The 16,526-nt window shown below is 41.2% G+C and carries 19 protein-coding genes and 1 pseudogene; 10 read left to right on the top strand and 10 right to left on the bottom strand.

Annotation, left to right across the window (positions count from 1 at the left end; all coding sequences use genetic code 11):
- Positions 1-244 precede the first annotated feature (244 nt).
- Both VL20_RS02000 and VL20_RS01995 read right to left on the bottom strand, forming a co-directional pair.
- A complete protein-coding gene (locus VL20_RS02000) occupies positions 245-2,056 on the bottom strand; it encodes a sodium:solute symporter family protein (RefSeq protein ID WP_052275441.1) in 1,812 nt (603 codons plus the stop codon).
- 43 nt (positions 2,057-2,099) lie between these two features.
- Positions 2,100-2,468 carry a hypothetical protein gene (locus VL20_RS01995; protein WP_052275440.1) on the bottom strand — a complete coding sequence of 123 codons (369 nt, stop codon included), beginning with the start codon at positions 2,466-2,468 and terminating at the stop codon, positions 2,100-2,102.
- A 153-nt stretch (positions 2,469-2,621) separates the two neighbouring features.
- On the opposite strand from VL20_RS01995, the gene VL20_RS31550 reads away from it, so the two are divergent.
- The gene (locus tag VL20_RS31550) at positions 2,622-2,795 is read left to right on the top strand and encodes a hypothetical protein (RefSeq protein ID WP_167341530.1); all 174 of its coding nucleotides are present in this window, start codon (positions 2,622-2,624) and stop codon (positions 2,793-2,795) included.
- 11 nt (positions 2,796-2,806) lie between these two features.
- Here the strand turns inward: VL20_RS31550 and VL20_RS01990 are convergent, their stop codons facing one another.
- Both VL20_RS01990 and VL20_RS01985 read right to left on the bottom strand, forming a co-directional pair.
- A complete protein-coding gene (locus VL20_RS01990) occupies positions 2,807-3,409 on the bottom strand; it encodes a chromophore lyase CpcT/CpeT (protein ID WP_052275439.1) in 603 nt (200 codons plus the stop codon).
- Between the two features lie 77 nt (positions 3,410-3,486).
- On the bottom strand, positions 3,487-4,512 hold the full coding sequence (locus VL20_RS01985) for a cyanophycinase (RefSeq protein ID WP_052275438.1): 1,026 nt from the start codon (positions 4,510-4,512) through the stop codon (positions 3,487-3,489).
- A gap of 220 nt (positions 4,513-4,732) precedes the next feature.
- Between VL20_RS01985 and VL20_RS01980 the strand changes: the two genes are divergently transcribed.
- Positions 4,733-5,881, top strand: a complete 1,149-nt coding sequence (locus VL20_RS01980; RefSeq protein WP_052275437.1) for a substrate-binding domain-containing protein — start codon at positions 4,733-4,735, stop codon at positions 5,879-5,881.
- A gap of 223 nt (positions 5,882-6,104) precedes the next feature.
- Here the strand turns inward: VL20_RS01980 and VL20_RS01975 are convergent, their stop codons facing one another.
- Positions 6,105-7,226 (bottom strand): site-2 protease family protein, encoded by a 1,122-nt coding sequence (locus VL20_RS01975; RefSeq protein WP_369800425.1) that lies wholly within the window; start codon positions 7,224-7,226, stop codon positions 6,105-6,107.
- Positions 7,227-7,397: 171 nt separating this feature from the next.
- Here VL20_RS01975 and ruvA point away from each other — a divergent pair, with 171 nt between their 5' ends.
- The 4 genes from ruvA to VL20_RS01955 all read left to right on the top strand — a co-directional run bounded on the left by ruvA (position 7,398) and on the right by VL20_RS01955 (position 9,798).
- Complete coding sequence (ruvA, locus tag VL20_RS01970; RefSeq protein ID WP_002764838.1) at positions 7,398-8,027, top strand: Holliday junction branch migration protein RuvA; 630 nt, start codon at positions 7,398-7,400, stop codon at positions 8,025-8,027.
- Positions 8,028-8,354: 327 nt separating this feature from the next.
- Positions 8,355-8,840: an allophycocyanin subunit alpha gene (locus VL20_RS01965; RefSeq protein WP_002744263.1), complete on the top strand. Its 486-nt coding sequence runs from the start codon at positions 8,355-8,357 to the stop codon at positions 8,838-8,840.
- Positions 8,841-8,919: 79 nt separating this feature from the next.
- Complete coding sequence (gene apcB / locus VL20_RS01960) at positions 8,920-9,405, top strand: allophycocyanin subunit beta (RefSeq protein WP_002758327.1); 486 nt, start codon at positions 8,920-8,922, stop codon at positions 9,403-9,405.
- Between the two features lie 189 nt (positions 9,406-9,594).
- The gene (locus VL20_RS01955; RefSeq protein ID WP_002739162.1) at positions 9,595-9,798 is read left to right on the top strand and encodes a phycobilisome linker polypeptide; all 204 of its coding nucleotides are present in this window, start codon (positions 9,595-9,597) and stop codon (positions 9,796-9,798) included.
- Positions 9,799-9,851: 53 nt separating this feature from the next.
- Here VL20_RS01955 and msrB read toward each other — a convergent pair whose 3' ends face one another.
- On the bottom strand, positions 9,852-10,268 hold the full coding sequence (gene msrB, locus VL20_RS01950; protein ID WP_002758329.1) for a peptide-methionine (R)-S-oxide reductase MsrB: 417 nt from the start codon (positions 10,266-10,268) through the stop codon (positions 9,852-9,854).
- Between the two features lie 275 nt (positions 10,269-10,543).
- Between msrB and psbA the strand changes: the two genes are divergently transcribed.
- From psbA to VL20_RS01935, 3 genes are all read left to right on the top strand, one after another.
- Positions 10,544-11,626 carry a photosystem II q(b) protein gene (gene psbA / locus VL20_RS01945; RefSeq protein WP_045358920.1) on the top strand — a complete coding sequence of 361 codons (1,083 nt, stop codon included), beginning with the start codon at positions 10,544-10,546 and terminating at the stop codon, positions 11,624-11,626.
- Between the two features lie 92 nt (positions 11,627-11,718).
- Entirely contained in the window at positions 11,719-11,982 is a 264-nt protein-coding gene (locus tag VL20_RS01940; protein WP_052278355.1) for a hypothetical protein, read from the top strand.
- On the top strand, positions 11,979-12,416 hold the full coding sequence (locus VL20_RS01935) for a putative toxin-antitoxin system toxin component, PIN family (RefSeq protein ID WP_052275435.1): 438 nt from the start codon (positions 11,979-11,981) through the stop codon (positions 12,414-12,416). Before VL20_RS01940 ends, VL20_RS01935 begins: the two co-directional genes overlap by 4 nt.
- A gap of 40 nt (positions 12,417-12,456) precedes the next feature.
- On the opposite strand, the gene VL20_RS01930 is transcribed toward VL20_RS01935, so the two are convergent.
- From VL20_RS01930 to VL20_RS01915, 4 genes and pseudogenes are all read right to left on the bottom strand, one after another.
- Positions 12,457-13,827, bottom strand: coding sequence for a helix-turn-helix domain-containing protein (locus VL20_RS01930; protein WP_052275434.1), 1,371 nt, complete (start codon positions 13,825-13,827; stop codon positions 12,457-12,459).
- 246 nt (positions 13,828-14,073) lie between these two features.
- Positions 14,074-14,214 (bottom strand): annotated as a pseudogene (locus VL20_RS01925) (type II toxin-antitoxin system VapC family toxin); the annotation flags it as partial.
- Positions 14,201-14,473: a hypothetical protein gene (locus VL20_RS01920; RefSeq protein WP_052278354.1), complete on the bottom strand. Its 273-nt coding sequence runs from the start codon at positions 14,471-14,473 to the stop codon at positions 14,201-14,203. The gene VL20_RS01920 and the pseudogene VL20_RS01925, both read right to left, overlap by 14 nt.
- Positions 14,474-14,573: 100 nt before the next feature.
- Positions 14,574-14,999 (bottom strand): DUF29 family protein, encoded by a 426-nt coding sequence (locus tag VL20_RS01915; protein ID WP_052275432.1) that lies wholly within the window; start codon positions 14,997-14,999, stop codon positions 14,574-14,576.
- Positions 15,000-15,290: 291 nt separating this feature from the next.
- On the opposite strand from VL20_RS01915, the gene VL20_RS01910 reads away from it, so the two are divergent.
- Positions 15,291-16,520: an HAF repeat-containing PEP-CTERM protein gene (locus VL20_RS01910; RefSeq protein WP_052275431.1), complete on the top strand. Its 1,230-nt coding sequence runs from the start codon at positions 15,291-15,293 to the stop codon at positions 16,518-16,520.
- Positions 16,521-16,526: the final 6 nt, after the last annotated feature.

Genomic DNA, 16,526 nt, shown 5'->3' with positions numbered 1-16,526 from the left:
CGCAATCATAATAGTTTACGAAATTCTACGACTGTCAAATAGTTACACTTGCATTTAACAATCCTAACATAATATTGAGATTTAAAATAGATATTTTAATCATAATATAACTCTCCGATTCAAAAATTTAAATTTTCAGGGTTTCCATCAATTGACAGGATTATCAACTAGAAACAGAGTAACCATTCAGGGGGAGCAGGAAAAAAACTGATAGCTGCCTCCTGTCTCCTGTCTCCTGAACTGATTAACCTAAATCTCGGTCTTTAGTGACGGTAATTTCCTTAGATAAATGTCGATACCAAGTAAAATAGAGACCGATGGAAAGCAAAAGAAAAACCAAAGCCAAAATCTTCAAACTTTGCCACTGCTTGATGATTAAAACAATCCCCATCATAAACAGGACTAATTGCCAAGGAACGGTGAGAAAAGCGGCGATGATATCCCGTTGATTTTCCGCTTTAATTTTTGCCTGTAGGTTAGGTTTAACACTGTGACGTACTTCTCCCCAAAAGCCAAAAGGTCGGGTAACATTATAGAAATTTTCCATAACTAAACTATCGGTGGGAGGAGTCAACAAAGTAGCGAGAATACAGCCAGCTAAAGCGAACAAACTCGGCACAAGAAAGAGAATAAGTTCCTGATATTGACTGTGACGAAAGAAAGGTAAAATTATCGCTTGTGAGGCAATAGCCGCAATCATTCCCGCTAAAGTTCCCACAGCAAAACCATAACCATTAAAGCGCCACCAATACCAACGTAATAGGAGAGGAACTGCTAATCCCACCCCTAATCCCGTGGTTAACCAACCCCAAATATCATTGACATTTTGGATATTAAAACTCAAAACTAAGCCAATTACTACCACAAAAATCGAGGCCAAACGACCTTGAAAAACTAACTCCTGTTCTCCCGCATTTGGTTTCAAAAAAGCTTGATAGATATCTTTGACCCAATAGGCAGCACTAGCGTTAATAACTGCGTTAAAAGTGGACATAGCCGCCGCTAAAAAAGCAGCAATTAATAACCCTTTCATCCCCACGGGAATGTATTGAGTAATCACCGTGGCCAGAATTCTTTCTGGGTCTGTAATCGTGCCTTCGGTTAAACCATAGTGAATGCCTAAAACCGCAAAAGCTGTGACTAGAGGCCAACGGAAAGAAAGCAGAACAATCCAGAATAAAGATAATAAACCGGCATCTCGATCGCTTTTGGCGGCTAGGTATCGTTGTAACATATAACCACCGCTGCCGCTGCAACCCTCGATGATGGTTTTAACTAAATAAAAGAAAATCACCCCACCAAACAAATTAAAGATGGCATAATCTCCGGGTAAATCCAAAGTCATCGAAGGGAAAATACTAGACCAGTCGCTTAAATTCCAAGTTTTTGGCTCTGCTGCCCCCGGAATTGCTACCGTGAAACTATCGGGAAGATTGACAGTAAAAAAGGCTACTGCCGATACATAAATTACCGCCACAAAAATCAGAAATCCTTGAAATAAATCGGTAATTACCCCACCATAAAAACCACTGGCCACCGTATAAATTAAGGTTAAAAGAATTAATATCACCGAAGCAAGACGATCATCCATACCCAAAAACTGCCCTAAAAATTTCCCCCCCGCAACGGAGAAATAACTCATCGTACCGATAGAGAATAAGAGAATGGCGATGGCGCTAATAATTCGGGCAAAATTCCCCTGTTTTCCCGGTCCGAAGCGAAACTGCATCCATTCCGCCATGGTCATAACTTGGGCGCGACGATTCCATTTGCCCATAAAAGCCATGAGAAAGGCCATAATTAGGACAACACCGCCGCGGATTTCGATAAATAGTCCTTTGGGGCCGACGGCGTAAATAAGGGCAGAAATGACCATAGTTCCCGCTAAATCGGTGTTAGCTGCCATTCCCGACACCCCTAACATCCACCAAGGCAAATTGCGATTACCTAAAAAGTAGGATTCTAGACCTTGAGAAGCTTTTTTCTCGGCGATAATCCCGATTATTAGGGTTCCTGCTAGATAAAGCAGCACAATTACATAATCAATTAACTGCATAGTTGAGATCAATTTAACTTTCGATCGTTATAGCATCAATTGACTACGATTTCTGGCTAACGGTTTCTTTTTCTAAGATTTGCACCCGTTGCTCTAGCTTTTTTAAATCTTCCTTTAGTTCAATTACTAAAGTGGCTAAACGCTGGAACAGTGGGTCACTTTCCCCGACTACTTCCCCATTTACTATACCCGTTCCCGATCGCCGTTGGGGAATGGGAGCGGCATTTTCCCCGCGGATGGTTATTCCTCGGACTTGACTTTCAAGGCGCTCGACTCGATTGCGGAGACTAATTAAATCCGATCTTACCGCCGTATCCGATTGTGCTTTGCTGGCATTAACAAAACTCAGTATTAGCAAAAGGGAGATAATCAGCGTTAAAAAGCCAGAAAAAGAGATTTTAGCTATTTTCATCGATTTTACCCCCTATCTATCCTACCCAACTTAATGTTAAGAAACGTGGCTAAATCTAAAGCTTGATTGCAATTCCGCCCCCGGGTGATTAGTTGCTCAAAAGAGGATGATAAGGTAAAAAACACGATTTTGTCGAAATTTGGCCTTATCTCTATGTATAAAAACTCAGATAAAGATTTTCTCGGAGCGGCAATCACAGCCGGTTTAGGTGCGGGAATCGTCACTTCCTTTGCTGTCAATCAAGGACAAGACATCGGTACAGCTTTAGCAATTACCGCTTTAGCGGCTGTTTGCGGTGTTATCTGCCGTCATTTTGACCTAATGTGATGCAATCTTCCTCACACCTCCAATTCTGCCGAAAAATCCCGTTTTTTCTCGTATTGATAGGGACCGAGCAGAGCACCCCAAATTCCCTTACCAGTGCCGGGATCTAGGCCTTTATCGTAGGTTTTTAGGCTATGACTCGTCACCTCGAAACCTAAAGCCACCTGATAGGTTGTACCCTCATAGGTGAATTGACAGCGCTGTTCCGGTTGCGGTTGGGCGATAAACTGGTATTGATGATCAGCGAGAGTATGGACTTGAACCGCTAAAGTGCAAGTAGGCAGGAAAGTTAGGTCTTCTAAGCTAATTTTTCGCAAAATATCGGGATTTTTGCCCGCACCTTGCACGGATTTCAGGTCATTAAACATATAGTGCCTAACCTCTAACCCTCCCGATTCCGAGCGCGTTAATCGCCACAGTCGCGGTCGGTAGGGTTGGTCTAAATTGATGATACTGGCCTGTTCGGCAAAAAGAGCGATGCTGTCTTCTCGAAATAAAGGCAGCGGACGCAACCATAAACGCAGGTGAACGTACCACACCGGTTCTGCTTGCGCTTGCCGTTGATTTTCAAATTCACCCGCGAGATACCGACCAAAAGTGATTAATTCAGGGGTCATAGCTCAAAAAACTCTCCTTATTGCCTCAAAATTAATCCTAAAACCCATAGAAATCACTTTTTTGACAAAAATGACCTTCAAGCTACCAAAACCCGCTTAAACCCAGCTATTCCTCCTTTAGTGTACCAATATTCCCAGCGACCGCCAGTAGCACTAGACCAATCCTTGAGGTCAAATTTACCGCTGCCGGAGGGAGTTCCTGCGATGCGATAGACTTTCACCGCTTGACCGTTATTATTCCAGATTAAAGGCCGATCCGGCTCCATCTGTTCGGGTAGAGTCCCGTTAGTTTGCAGAAAATAGGCATCTTGTCCTTTATCGGTGCCGTTGCCATAGACTTTGGCCATACCATGCTCATCGATCGCCAGAAAAGCACCTTCTTCTAAACCGATAGCGTAGGCGGGCAGTTGATTGTGATTATCGTGTACATTGCGGGCTAAAAAACCAAAAAGGCGACCATATCTTGTTTCGGGATGATCTTGATTGAGTCGATCCAAATGGGTATCTGTCACCACTTTTTTGAGAAAAGGAACCCGAATAAAATCACTCCGATAGAAGTCTTTGGTGTTGAAGTGAAAGGGATTATTTAATATTTCTGAACTCAGTACTCCTTCGTGAGTAGGCGCATAGTAAAAATCCCCCAGAATAGCCATTCCTGCGCTGGTTCCCGCCACGGGAACTTTTTTGTCGTTGATTAGATAATTGATCGCTGTTTCCACCTTTGTGCTTTCCCACAAATCCTCGTACTGATTTTGATCACCACCGGCAAAAAAAAGGATATCGGCATTACGAATATATTCGATAACATCAGGATGATTCGCCCCTTCACGACTATCAATTGATAGTTCCGCTGCCGAGCCGATCAGGGAGGGATAATTGTCGCAAATCCAATCGGCTTGACCGCCAAGATCGCCAAAGCGCAACACTAAGTAATTGCCGCCTTTAGCTCGATTTAATAACCATTTTGTCGCCTGATCTTCTCCTAACTTACCTCCTTCCGCTCCCCCGATTAATAAAATACCAGATCGATGTTTTACAGACTGAAAATTGGCTTTTCCACAACGACAAGAATAATGGAAATCTCGATCATGATTGTTTGGCATAGTCTTATACCCTCTCCCCTTAGCTTACTCCTTCTATCCTAGCTTTAACTAGGACAAAATCAGAGTTTTATACCATAAAAGTTAACAACAAAACCTCTCTATGGCTGAAATCGGTACCAGCAAAACTCCCTAGTTTACATTTTGTTAAAAATCGTCCTATAATAATTCAAGGCTAGAAACTGGCAATTATTACTGTTAAAGTTGAGAATCGGCGGGCGATATGTTAAATAGACGTTCTTTTTTGCAAGGATTAGGTACAATCGCCTTAGCGGGGGGGTTAAATGGCTGCGCTTCCGGAAGCGGCGATCCGAGCATTTTTCTCCTGTCCGGTTCAATTCCGCCGCGATTGCTAACAGATTTTCAGAAAACTATTGCCGAAAAAAAAGTCAATTTTCAGTCGGAAAGGCAGCTGAAAGAGCTATTAGAATTGTTGGAAAAATGGTTAAAAAATCAGGGGCAACCAACCTCACAATTTTCGATTCCTATCCCTTTTAGGGAACAAAACCCAGCGATAGGTAATTTAGTCACCCTAGGGGATGCTTGGCTAGGAAAAGCGATTAGCAACGGTTTAATTCAACCCCTAGATACTTCTCAACTCTCTAATTGGTCAAAACTGCCCCCACGTTGGCAAGAAAATATGACTCGCAATGCCCAAGGACAACTGCAAACAGAGGGGAAAGTCTGGGGTGCGCCCTACCGTTGGGGAATGACAGTAATTGCCTATAATGAGGAAAAATTCGCTCAATTTGACTGGCGACCACAGGATTGGTCCGATCTATGGCGACCGGAATTAACCGGTAAAATTGCCCTAATTGATAATCGTCGGGAAGTCATCGGTTTAACCCTAAAAAAATTGGGTTATTCTTATAATTCCAGTGATTTAAAACAAGTGACGACACTAAAAGACCAGCTATTCGCCTTACAAAAACAGGTAAGATTTTATAGTTCTCAATATTATTTACAACCCCTGATACTCGGTGATGTCTGGCTGTCTGTGGGTTGGTCTAATGATATTTTACCAGTGAGCGATCGCTATAATAAAATTAAAGTTGTTGTCCCCAAATCCGGCACTTCTCTCTGGTCAGATGTCTGGGTAAAACCAGTTTTAACTACTCCTAATTCTCTTGTGGAGCAATGGATTGATTTTTGTTGGCAACCAGAATCCGCTAATAAAATTTCTTTATTTACCTCTGGATTATCACCCCTAGTTCTCACTGAAAATCCCGACCAAATTCCCTCAGATATTAAAAATAATCCTTTACTTGTCAATCCAGAAGCGATCAAAAAAAGCGATTTTTTAAACCCTTTATCGCCAGCAACCGAGCAAGAATACGAGCAATTGTGGCAAGCAATGCGACAGTTAGTATAGTCATACTAACTTCGTTGAGTACAGGCTACTTATGAGGACAGGCAACAGGCAACAGGCAACAGGAGGAATAAATAATCAGTCTTTAATAACTGGATTTGGTATCAGGAGACAATAGACAGAATTCTGCGAGAATATTGAGGTAAAAAATACATTTACCTAACTGATTCTAACTGATAACTGATAACTGATAACTGCTCACTGCTCACTGATAACTGATAACTGATTAAGCGGTTTGACTTTGGGTTTCTTGGGCGAGAAAAGTAAGGATAGAAGCTTTCTCAATTAATCCCAAAACCGTGCCGTTTTCTTCTACCACTGTCACTTGAGATAAATTTTCTCCTTCCAAAATTTTTACCACATCTAGGAGGGAAGTATTAGACAAAACCAGTTTGAGACTTTCGCTAGTTTGTAATAACCGGCCGATATTTACCTGGGTCCATTGGGAAGTGGGAATCGTTTTTAGCTCCTCTACATTAATCACCCCTAATAGTTTACCTTCGCTATCGGTAACTAGGAATTTAGACCATTGTTGTTTACCGATAACATAATTATTAGCAAACTTGCGCAGGGTTAAATTAATCGGAACTACAGGACTATTAGGAGAGATAACATCTTTAGCACTGTAGCGACTTAGGAAATCTTGAACCTTAGCTGATTGAGCGGAAAAGCCAGCATTTTGTAGGAGGAAAATGCCAATTAATAGCGTCCAAAAACTGCCAAATTGAGTGATTCCTAGAATTGATAGCGCACCGATGACAATCGCTAACCAACCAAAAAATTGACCGAAACGACTAGCGAATAAAACCCCTTTATTAGGATTGCCCGTTACTTGCCAAACGATAGCTTTAAGGATATTACCACCATCTAAAGGTAAACCGGGGATCAGGTTAAATAAACCCAAAGCGAGGTTGATATAGGCAAGCAGAGAAAGAATCGCCGCCATGGGCGCATTTAAACTAATATTGAGACGAATAATTAGGAAAATACTGAAGAGCAGTAAACTAACTAAAGGGCCAGCAATTGCCACTAGAAAAGCTTCTAGAGGAGTCTTCGATTCTCTGCCGAGAGTTGCCAAACCACCGAATAAAAATAGGGTAATTGATTTAACTTCAATACCTTGGGCGATGGCAACAAAACTATGACCTAATTCATGGGCAACCACGGAAGCAAATAGGAGAATAGCGGCAAAAAATCCCAAGAGCCAGGGCATAATTCCCGTCAACTGGGGAAACTGACTTAAATCTCGCCCATAGGTTAAGGTAATTAACCCCAGAACAAAGAACCAAGAAGGATTAATATAAAAGGGAATTCCAAAGAGATTCCCGACTCTAATGTTGCCATTCATTTTGTATCTTCTCCAATTATGGGGGACTAACGCCAAGAAAATTAGGTTATCAACTGCGCCATTCACTTCTGTTAAAAATTGTAACAAAAATGAAAATCTCCCCAGCATTCCTTCAGGGAGTAAAAACCGTCATCACTGTTGTTCGGTTATTTTCGTAGGAGAATTAAATCAATGATTAATTATTTACGGGGACAAGCGATCGAGGTGATCAAAACCCCTAATAACCGACTGATCTTGATTTTAGACGTAAACCAGATCGGTTACGAAATCCAAATTCCCTCGCGATTAGCCCTAGACATCGGCAAAGATAACAATGATAGTCGTCAGATTTTTACTCACCTACTCCTTCGCGAGGAGCAGCCTTTATTGTACGGTTTCGGCACCGCTCCAGAGCGAGATTTGTTTCGTCAACTGCTTTCCGTCAATGGGGTTGGGGCGCAATTAGCCCTAGCTTTAATCGATACCTTGGGGATTGAGGAACTTGTGGTGGCGATAGTGACAGGAAATACCAAAATTTTGAGCAAAACCCCCGGAGTTGGCTTAAAAACAGCAGAAAGAATCGCTTTAGAGTTAAAAACTAAATTGGCAGCATGGCGACAGCTAAAAGAGGCGACAACGACAACCACGGCAATATTACCAGCAGCGGAAATCCTCGAAGATGTGCAGATGACCCTTTTAGCTTTAGGATACAGCCAAGAGGAGATCGATCGAGCTATGGCAGTCCTCAGTCAAGATGCTTTATTTAGTAAAAATACTCAGCCAGAAGACTGGATTAAAGGGGCAATTAATTGGCTAGGTTAAATCAGTCGTCAGGAGTCAGGAGATAGGAGTCGATAGATAGGGTGATGGGGTGATAGGGATTTAGGGGTTTAGGGAAATTTCAGCCAAATGCTTCACTTCCCCACTTCCCCACTCCGGTGCTCCCTTCTTAGGGCAAATGTTAAAAAGTATTACGAAAATAGTGAGAAGGTGAACCAGATGCCGCAAAATAGTTGCGTTAGGTCGCTCTAGCTAGGGAAGTCTTGAGACGCTGAGGCGGAAACGAGATAACTTAAGCGTAGTGACCACAACTGCTATAAAATGTCAGATTAAGTTTATTAATCTCACTTAGTTGGGAGGAATCCATCAATGAGTATCGTCACGAAATCGATCGTGAATGCTGATGCTGAAGCTCGTTACCTCAGCCCCGGCGAACTAGACAGAATTAAAGCCTTCGTTACCAGTGGTGCCGCTCGTTTACGCATCGCTGAAACCCTGACTGGCGCTCGCGAAACCATCGTTAAACAAGCTGGCGATCGCTTATTCCAAAAACGTCCTGACATCGTTTCCCCCGGTGGCAACGCTTACGGCGAAGAAATGACCGCCACCTGTCTGCGTGACATGGACTACTACCTACGTTTAATCACCTACGGAGTAGTTGCTGGTGATGTCACCCCGATTGAAGAAATCGGTTTAGTCGGTGTGCGTGAAATGTACAAATCTTTAGGAACCGACATCGGTGCCGTAGCTCAAAGCGTTCGCGAAATGAAAGAAGTTGCTACTGGTCTTATGTCTTCTGACGATGCTTCTGAAGCTTCTTCCTACTTCGATTACGTGATCGGCTCTATGTCGTAGAACAACTCCTTTGTGAATTGTTCTAGACACACCCCCCGTAAACCTCTTAAGATTAAGCAAAACCCAAGGAAGAACCACCATGCAAGACGCAATTACTTCTGTTATCAACTCTTCTGACGTTCAAGGCAAATACCTTGACTCTAATGCTCTCGGCAAACTGAAAAGCTATTTCGCCACCGGTGAACTGCGCGTGCGTGCCGCTAGTGTCATTAGTGCCAACGCTGCCGGCATCGTTAAGGAAGCTGTGGCTAAGTCCCTGTTATACTCTGACGTAACCCGTCCCGGTGGCAATATGTACACCACCCGTCGTTACGCCGCTTGTATCCGTGACCTCGACTACTATCTCCGTTATGCTACCTACGCTATGTTAGCTGGAGATCCTTCTATCCTCGATGAGCGCGTTCTCAACGGCCTGAAAGAAACCTACAACTCTTTAGGTGTACCCATCTCCTCCACCGTTCAAGCTATCCAAGCGATGAAAGAAGTCACCGCTAGTTTAGTTGGTGCTGATGCGGGTAAAGAAATGGGGATTTACTTCGACTACATTAGCTCTGGCTTAAGCTAGAAATAACGAACTCGGACAAAATAGGTTCGGGAAGCCGAGGATGAGTGCTAGGTCTTTAAAGGCTGAATCTGTCCAAGATAGGTTTTGACGAGCTAGTATTGATCCTTGACTCCCGACCTTTGTTATTTTAGGAAAAAGCCTTCGTTAGTTTGAGCGACAAGTTTTTCAGCGATTAGGAGAAATCAATCCATGCGGATGTTCAAAATCACCGCTTGTGTTCCTAGCCAAAGCCGCATTCGGACACAACGGGAATTACAAAATACCTATTTCACCAAACTCGTTCCCTACGATAATTGGTTTCGTGAGCAACAACGCATCATGAAAATGGGCGGCAAAATTGTCAAAGTGCAGTTAGCTACCGGCAAACCGGGAACTAATACAGGTTTACTGTAATTGGCTGCCACTGGAACTTAAAAAAAAGAGGTCTGGAAAGACCTCTTTTTGCTTTAGGGATTTTTTTCAAACTGCAAAGCGGCAGAGTTGAGACAATAGCGTTTTCCCGTTGGAGGTGGACCATCGTTAAAAACGTGACCGAGATGTGCATCACAGGCGGCACAAACAATCTCTGTCCGCACCATGAAAAAGCTAATATCTCGTTCGTACTTAATATTAGTCTCGTTAGCAGCAGTCCAGAAACTCGGCCAACCAGTACCCGAATCATACTTGCTGTCAGAAGTAAATAACTCCGTACCACAGCAGACACATTTGTAAATACCTTTTTCCTTATTATCGTGATATTTACCCGTAAACGCCCGTTCTGTTCCCTTTTTGCGAGTAACTTGGAACTGTTCGGGAGTTAGCTGGGCCTGCCATTCCGCCTCGGTTTTACGAACTTTTTCTACCATAGTCAGGACAACCGCCATTATGATTAAACTTCCCTTTTTAGTCTAACCTGAGTTCGAGATCTAGGGTTTTTTCATAAACATGAAGTATGACCTGATTTAGCATCGGCCCCTGACGACGTACTCCCCAAAAGGAAAACTTGGTCAGGAAACCCTATAGACTTAGCATAACCCCAGCTTATCAATGATATAAGTAACAATATCGTCAAACCCCTTTACAAACCGTTACAAACTCTCTAAGATAGAAACATCATCAATCAATCGTACCTCGATAACTTAATAGGAATCATAAACCAATGACCACCACTCTACAACAGCGCGAGAGCGCTTCCCTGTGGGAGCAGTTCTGCCAGTGGATTACCAGCACCAACAACCGTTTATACATCGGTTGGTTCGGTGTCATCATGATCCCCACCCTGCTCACCGCCACCACCTGCTTCATCATCGCCTTTATCGCCGCTCCTCCTGTAGATATCGACGGTATTCGCGAGCCTGTAGCTGGTTCCCTACTCTACGGAAACAACATCATCTCTGGTGCAGTTGTTCCCTCTTCTAACGCGATTGGACTCCACTTCTACCCCATCTGGGAAGCAGCTTCCTTAGATGAGTGGTTATACAACGGTGGTCCCTACCAGTTAGTCATTTTCCACTTCTTACTAGGTGTCTTCTGCTACCTCGGTCGTCAGTGGGAACTGTCTTTCCGTTTAGGAATGCGTCCTTGGATTTGTGTAGCTTACTCTGCACCTGTATCCGCCGCAACTGCTGTATTCTTAATCTATCCCATCGGACAAGGTTCTTTCTCTGATGGTATGCCTTTAGGAATCTCTGGAACCTTCAACTTTATGTTCGTGTTCCAAGCAGAACATAACATCCTGATGCACCCCTTCCATATGTTAGGTGTTGCTGGTGTGTTCGGCGGTTCCTTGTTCAGTGCAATGCACGGTTCTCTAGTAACTTCTTCCTTAGTGCGTGAAACCACCGAAATCGAATCTCAGAACTACGGTTACAAATTCGGTCAAGAAGAAGAAACCTACAATATCGTTGCCGCTCACGGTTACTTCGGACGTTTAATCTTCCAATACGCTTCTTTCAACAACAGCCGCTCTCTGCACTTCTTCTTAGGTGCATGGCCGGTAATCGGTATCTGGTTTACGGCAATGGGTGTTAGCACCATGGCGTTTAACCTCAATGGTTTTAACTTCAACCAGTCGATTCTCGATTCTCAAGGTCGTGTAATCGGTACTTGGGCCGATGTGTTAAACCGCGCTGGTATCGGTATGGAAGTAATGCACGAGCGCAATGCACATAACTTCCCCTTAGACTTAGCTAGTGGTGAACAGGCTCCTGTGGCTCTGACCGCTCCTGCTATCAATGGTTAATTCCTAGTCTGAACAAAAAGGCACTCCCGCGAGGGGGTGCTTTTTTGTTGTTAGAATTATGATATAGCTCAATGTTAAATGGAGTTAATTTTATGATATCCCCTCAAATTATTGAACTGGAACAAAAGTTACGAAATTTTTCGTTTGAAGATAAAAAATGGTTATTAGAACAGTTACACAAGCATTTAGAAGTTTTAAAAGAAAATGTAAATAGAAAACAGGCCAAAGATTTGATTATGGAAACATTAAATGAGGTTCAAAATATGCCCGATAATTGTTATCATGAAGTTTGGCAAAAATTTGATGACGCTTGTGTGAGAATTTCAGGAAACTTAGAAGAATCTGATTTACTATGATGTTTGCTCAAGATTCACCTCTTGTTATTCTTGATACTTCGGTTTTTCTTTCAGCTTTGTTAAGTAAAAATCCTAACAGTGTGCCTTGTCAAATTATTCGTTATTGGAGAGAGGGTAGATTTAAGTTAGTTATTTCTCCTCAATTATTGGAGGAATTGGTTGAAAAAGTATTAGTAAAAAATATTGACAGAAATGATATTAAGGATATTTTAACGGCTATTTTTTATACTGCTATCAAAATTCAAGGCATTTATCAAGCAACGCTACTCGATCAGGTTGATCCAAATGATAATATGTTTTTGGCAGCCGCTTACGAAATAGGTGCTGATTATCTAGTTTCTTTAGATAAAAAACACATTTTACCGCTAAAGCATTATCATCATACACAAATTTTATCGCCAAATTTATTCTTACAAGTCTTACAAAATAGTTAAAGATAAAAATGCGATCGCATTTATTTGTAAAGAGATAATCCTAATCGTTAGGATTTCTTTTAAGATAGGATTTAAACACAGGATTAATAGGAAAATAGGACGAGGTTTCTGATGGTAATTTATCCAGTAAACAGCGTCTCATTAATGACTGAATAGCTGCCCAAAATTCAGAAGTAGATAAGTCAAGATTAGCAGTTTTGGGAAACTTTTCTACCGCTTCAGTTTGATTAGCTAACCAGTGTATCACCTTTTTTTCTGTTGCGGATAAACGCTGTAAATGACATTCGATCGAGTCTTCTATATCTACTAAATAAATTTCATTTTTCATTTGTTCTAAAAATAAGGATACTTCTCCATCAAATAGTTCAATAAGGGTTGAGGAGATGATATTTAACCAGTTAGGATGACCTTGATAAAGTTCCCTCAGTTCCGTCCATTTCTCCTCACTTTTTAAACCGTATTCTTTGAAGATTTCTTCAAATTCTGTTGTTAAACCTTGCAGGTATAAAGTTTTAATTTTATCGGATTTTAAGGTGACAAAATCTCTGGGAAGTTCCCAACTAATTAAAATCAAACAACTTTGATGAGATGTGGTAGCAATTTGCTGAAAAAATTTATGATAATCCTGACAGTCGTTTAAATATTTACCTGCTAATTCCCCCGGTTTAAAAATATTCTGCACATCATCAAGAATAATTAAACAACGATAGGAGCTTAGATAATCTATTATATCAGGTAAGGGGGTTGATAGAGATTGGGCGAAAAACTGTTTTAGATCATCTTTGAGAGCGATTAATTGAGGAATATTTTCCAGACTGCGATAAATAATATAATCAAATTGTGGGGCAATTTCTGAAATTAATTTAAGGGTTAAAGCTGTTTTTCCAATTCCACTTAACCCATAAATGGTAATTAATCGAGTTTTATTATCTAGCCATTCTTTTAAGGTTGATATTTCTAACTTACGTCCATAGTTATACCTTAATTCAGGAGCTTTTGTTAAGTCAATTATGGGGGATTGATGATCATTATCTGGAAAATTTGAAGACTTTTTTAAGTTGTTTTCTGAATAGGGATTATTTTCTCGACAGATATTTATATGGTTATTGCCGATATTATTACAATGATAGTTAACAAAGTGATAAATAATGGATGAAGCTTTATTTTCTAAAATAGAACGAACATTAGACTTTTTTATATCTTCTTCAAAAACATCAGATAACAGTTGCCATAACTTCCATGCTTCTTTTTTTATATGGTCATAACTGCGCTGATTATCTTTGGCAATTTCTTCATAATCTTGATGTTCCCAAATACCCTGTAAGATGGATTCTTGCAATGAATCAAGATGTTTACCAGTTTTCTCTAATACCTGTTTATCTGTCCATTCTAAAAGGGTTTGAATATCCATATAAGTAAGTGATAGAACAGTTGTATTGCTGGTTGGGATCAGGGAACATATTTTAGGTTTCTTGTTTTTTTATCAGACTAATAATCATTTTACTTTACTTTTGCAAAAGATCGACTATTATTTTATCTCTTTTTGCTCACCTCATCCTATCCGTCCAGATAGGAGAAGATAAGTTTCTAATTTATGAATTGAACTCTGCGCTATATTTAAAAATCTGACATATTCGCTACGGACTACTACGGACTGATGACAAGTTTCTGTTAAAACACACCAAGTTGTAATTAGGGGTTGGGAAGAATACTGTGCTAAGGTTTGCTGTGCTATTAGATGATATTGATCTTTATTGTTAAATAAAGCCACCCAGAACCCAGTATCAACGATGATCATATTTAGCTTTTAATCCTTCTTTGAAAACGGATTTATAATTAGTAGAAAGGTCTGATTCTGCACTAATACAACCGATTAATCCAGATTCTTTTAAAATGTCTAGGGTACTTTGAGCTTCAGGGTTTATTTTTGCTGCAATCTCCGGCTTTTTTGCTAAAGAATAGCGTTTTTTTAATAACTCAATAAAATCAATCAGTAAGTTTTGTGCTTTTTCAGGTAATTGGTTAATATCTTGTTGAATTTGTTCTAAGTTAATCATTAATTTTCCTCTGTTAAGGTTTTTAAATAGGCTGCTAATCTTTAAGCGACTGTTTCTGACATTTAACCCTCCTGATTTGTTTCCGACTGTCACCTGTTACTTAATCGATTAATATCAATTCCAATGCTTGATTAATAATTTTATTTTTATCAATCATAGCCTCAATTTCTTCGGGTTGATATATACCTTCAAAAGCTTCTAATGCCCCTTGTCTTAAAGCCGAAGAATAAGCATCATCTAAGGTTTCTTTTAATTCTTCTGATGTTAGATAATTTCCTCCAGTTTTACGTCGTTGATTAATGCGTTGAATCTGTCGAACAGAATTAGAAATAGAGGTTTCCCATGAGCGTGTACTGCGTTTTTCTGCTTGCTGTTTAATCAGATGTAATAATACAATAATACTAAAGCTAAAAATCTTATTGAGCTTATCATCCTTGCTCATTTCTGTCATTTCCTCTACCAAGATCAAGGCATCGGGAACATTGCCAGCTAGTAATAGATTTTTTAACTCTAATAATTCTTCCATTTTTTGCTTTTTTTTACTGATTAACCTCTTAATTTAGTAATTTGTCCTTTACATTAGATATTGTTAAAGTTGGAAAAACAAGCGAAAACTTTTGCCTGTTCTCTTGCCTTATTAACGAAAATTTAGCCTTGTTTCATGAGCCTTGCCCTCCTTTTTGTCACTAAATCCCACTTTATCCCACAAAAATTATTGTATCAGAAAATCCAAAATGGCCACAAATTCCCACAGACAAAACCAAAGTGAACATCTAGATTGTAAGAATCACTTAGTTTTTTGGAGTCTTATCAGGTTATGAACAAGATACTAGCTAATTGTATCAGCTTAGGGATCGGATTGGGTGCGATCGGGGTGGCTGTTCCAGTACAAGCCGCCCCTTTTTTTACGGGGTTAGGGTTCTTACCAGGAGGCAGTTTTAGTAGGAGCTTTGCTCATGGAGTATCAGCAGATGGGTCTGTTGTTGTTGGTGAAAGCAGTAGTGTTAACAGTCCTACTGAAGCATTCCGTTGGACACAAGGGACAGGAATGGTCGGACTAGGGTTCTTACCGGGGGGTGGGCCTAGTGCTAATCTTAACGCTGGGAGTAATGCTCTTGGAATATCAGCAGATGGGTCTGTTGTTGTAGGTTACAGCAACATTCCTAATGTTAATGGTGGTTATGGTGGTTATGAGGCATTTCGTTGGACACAAGCAACGGGAATGGTCGGTCTTGGGGACTTGCCGGGAGGTATTTTCGATAGCAAAGCTACTGGAGTATCAGCCGATGGGTCTGTTGTGGTTGGTAATGGCACAGGATTTTACGGTACGGCATTCCGTTGGACACAAGCAACGGGCATGGTTGGGTTGGGGTACTTGCCTGGGGGTGGTTACTATGCCGCCAGTTCTGCTACTGGAGTATCAGCCAATGGGTCTGTTGTTGTTGGTAACAGCACGAGTGCCAATGGAATTGAGGTATTAGGTTGGCAGGAGGCATTTCGTTGGACACAAGGGACAGGGATGGTCGGTCTAGGAGACTTACCGGGGGGTAATTTCTGGAGCAGTGCTCAAAATGTATCAGCCGATGGGTCTGTTGTGGTTGGTCAAAGCTCTGGAGCTTATGGTTATGAAGCATTCCGTTGGACACAAGGGACGGGGATGATTGGTTTAGGGTCTTTACCAGGGGGTCTTTTCGTGAGCGCGGCTACTGGAGTATCAGCCGATGGGTCTGTTATTGTTGGTTATAGTGTTGGTGGTGAGGTATTTGTCTGGAATTCCACACAAGGGATGCGGAGCTTAAGAGAGATTTTAACCAATGATTACGGTTTAGATTTAACTGGTTGGGGGGCATTGAGTTATGCTGGAAATCCTCAAGTATCTGCTGATGGGTTAACGATCGTGGGTCAAGGATGGAACCCTAATGGCAATCTTGAAGCTTGGATTGCTCGTTTAAATCCGCAAAATAATCCATCTGTACCGGAGCCTAGTTCTATTTTAGGGTTAGGGCTGTTTTCTTTGGTGGGTTTTTTAATTAAGAAATGGTCATAATATAAC

The sequence above is a fragment of the Microcystis panniformis FACHB-1757 genome, assembly GCF_001264245.1.
Lineage (GTDB): Bacteria > Cyanobacteriota > Cyanobacteriia > Cyanobacteriales > Microcystaceae > Microcystis > Microcystis panniformis.
This window is presented reverse-complemented; position numbering and strand designations above follow the sequence as displayed.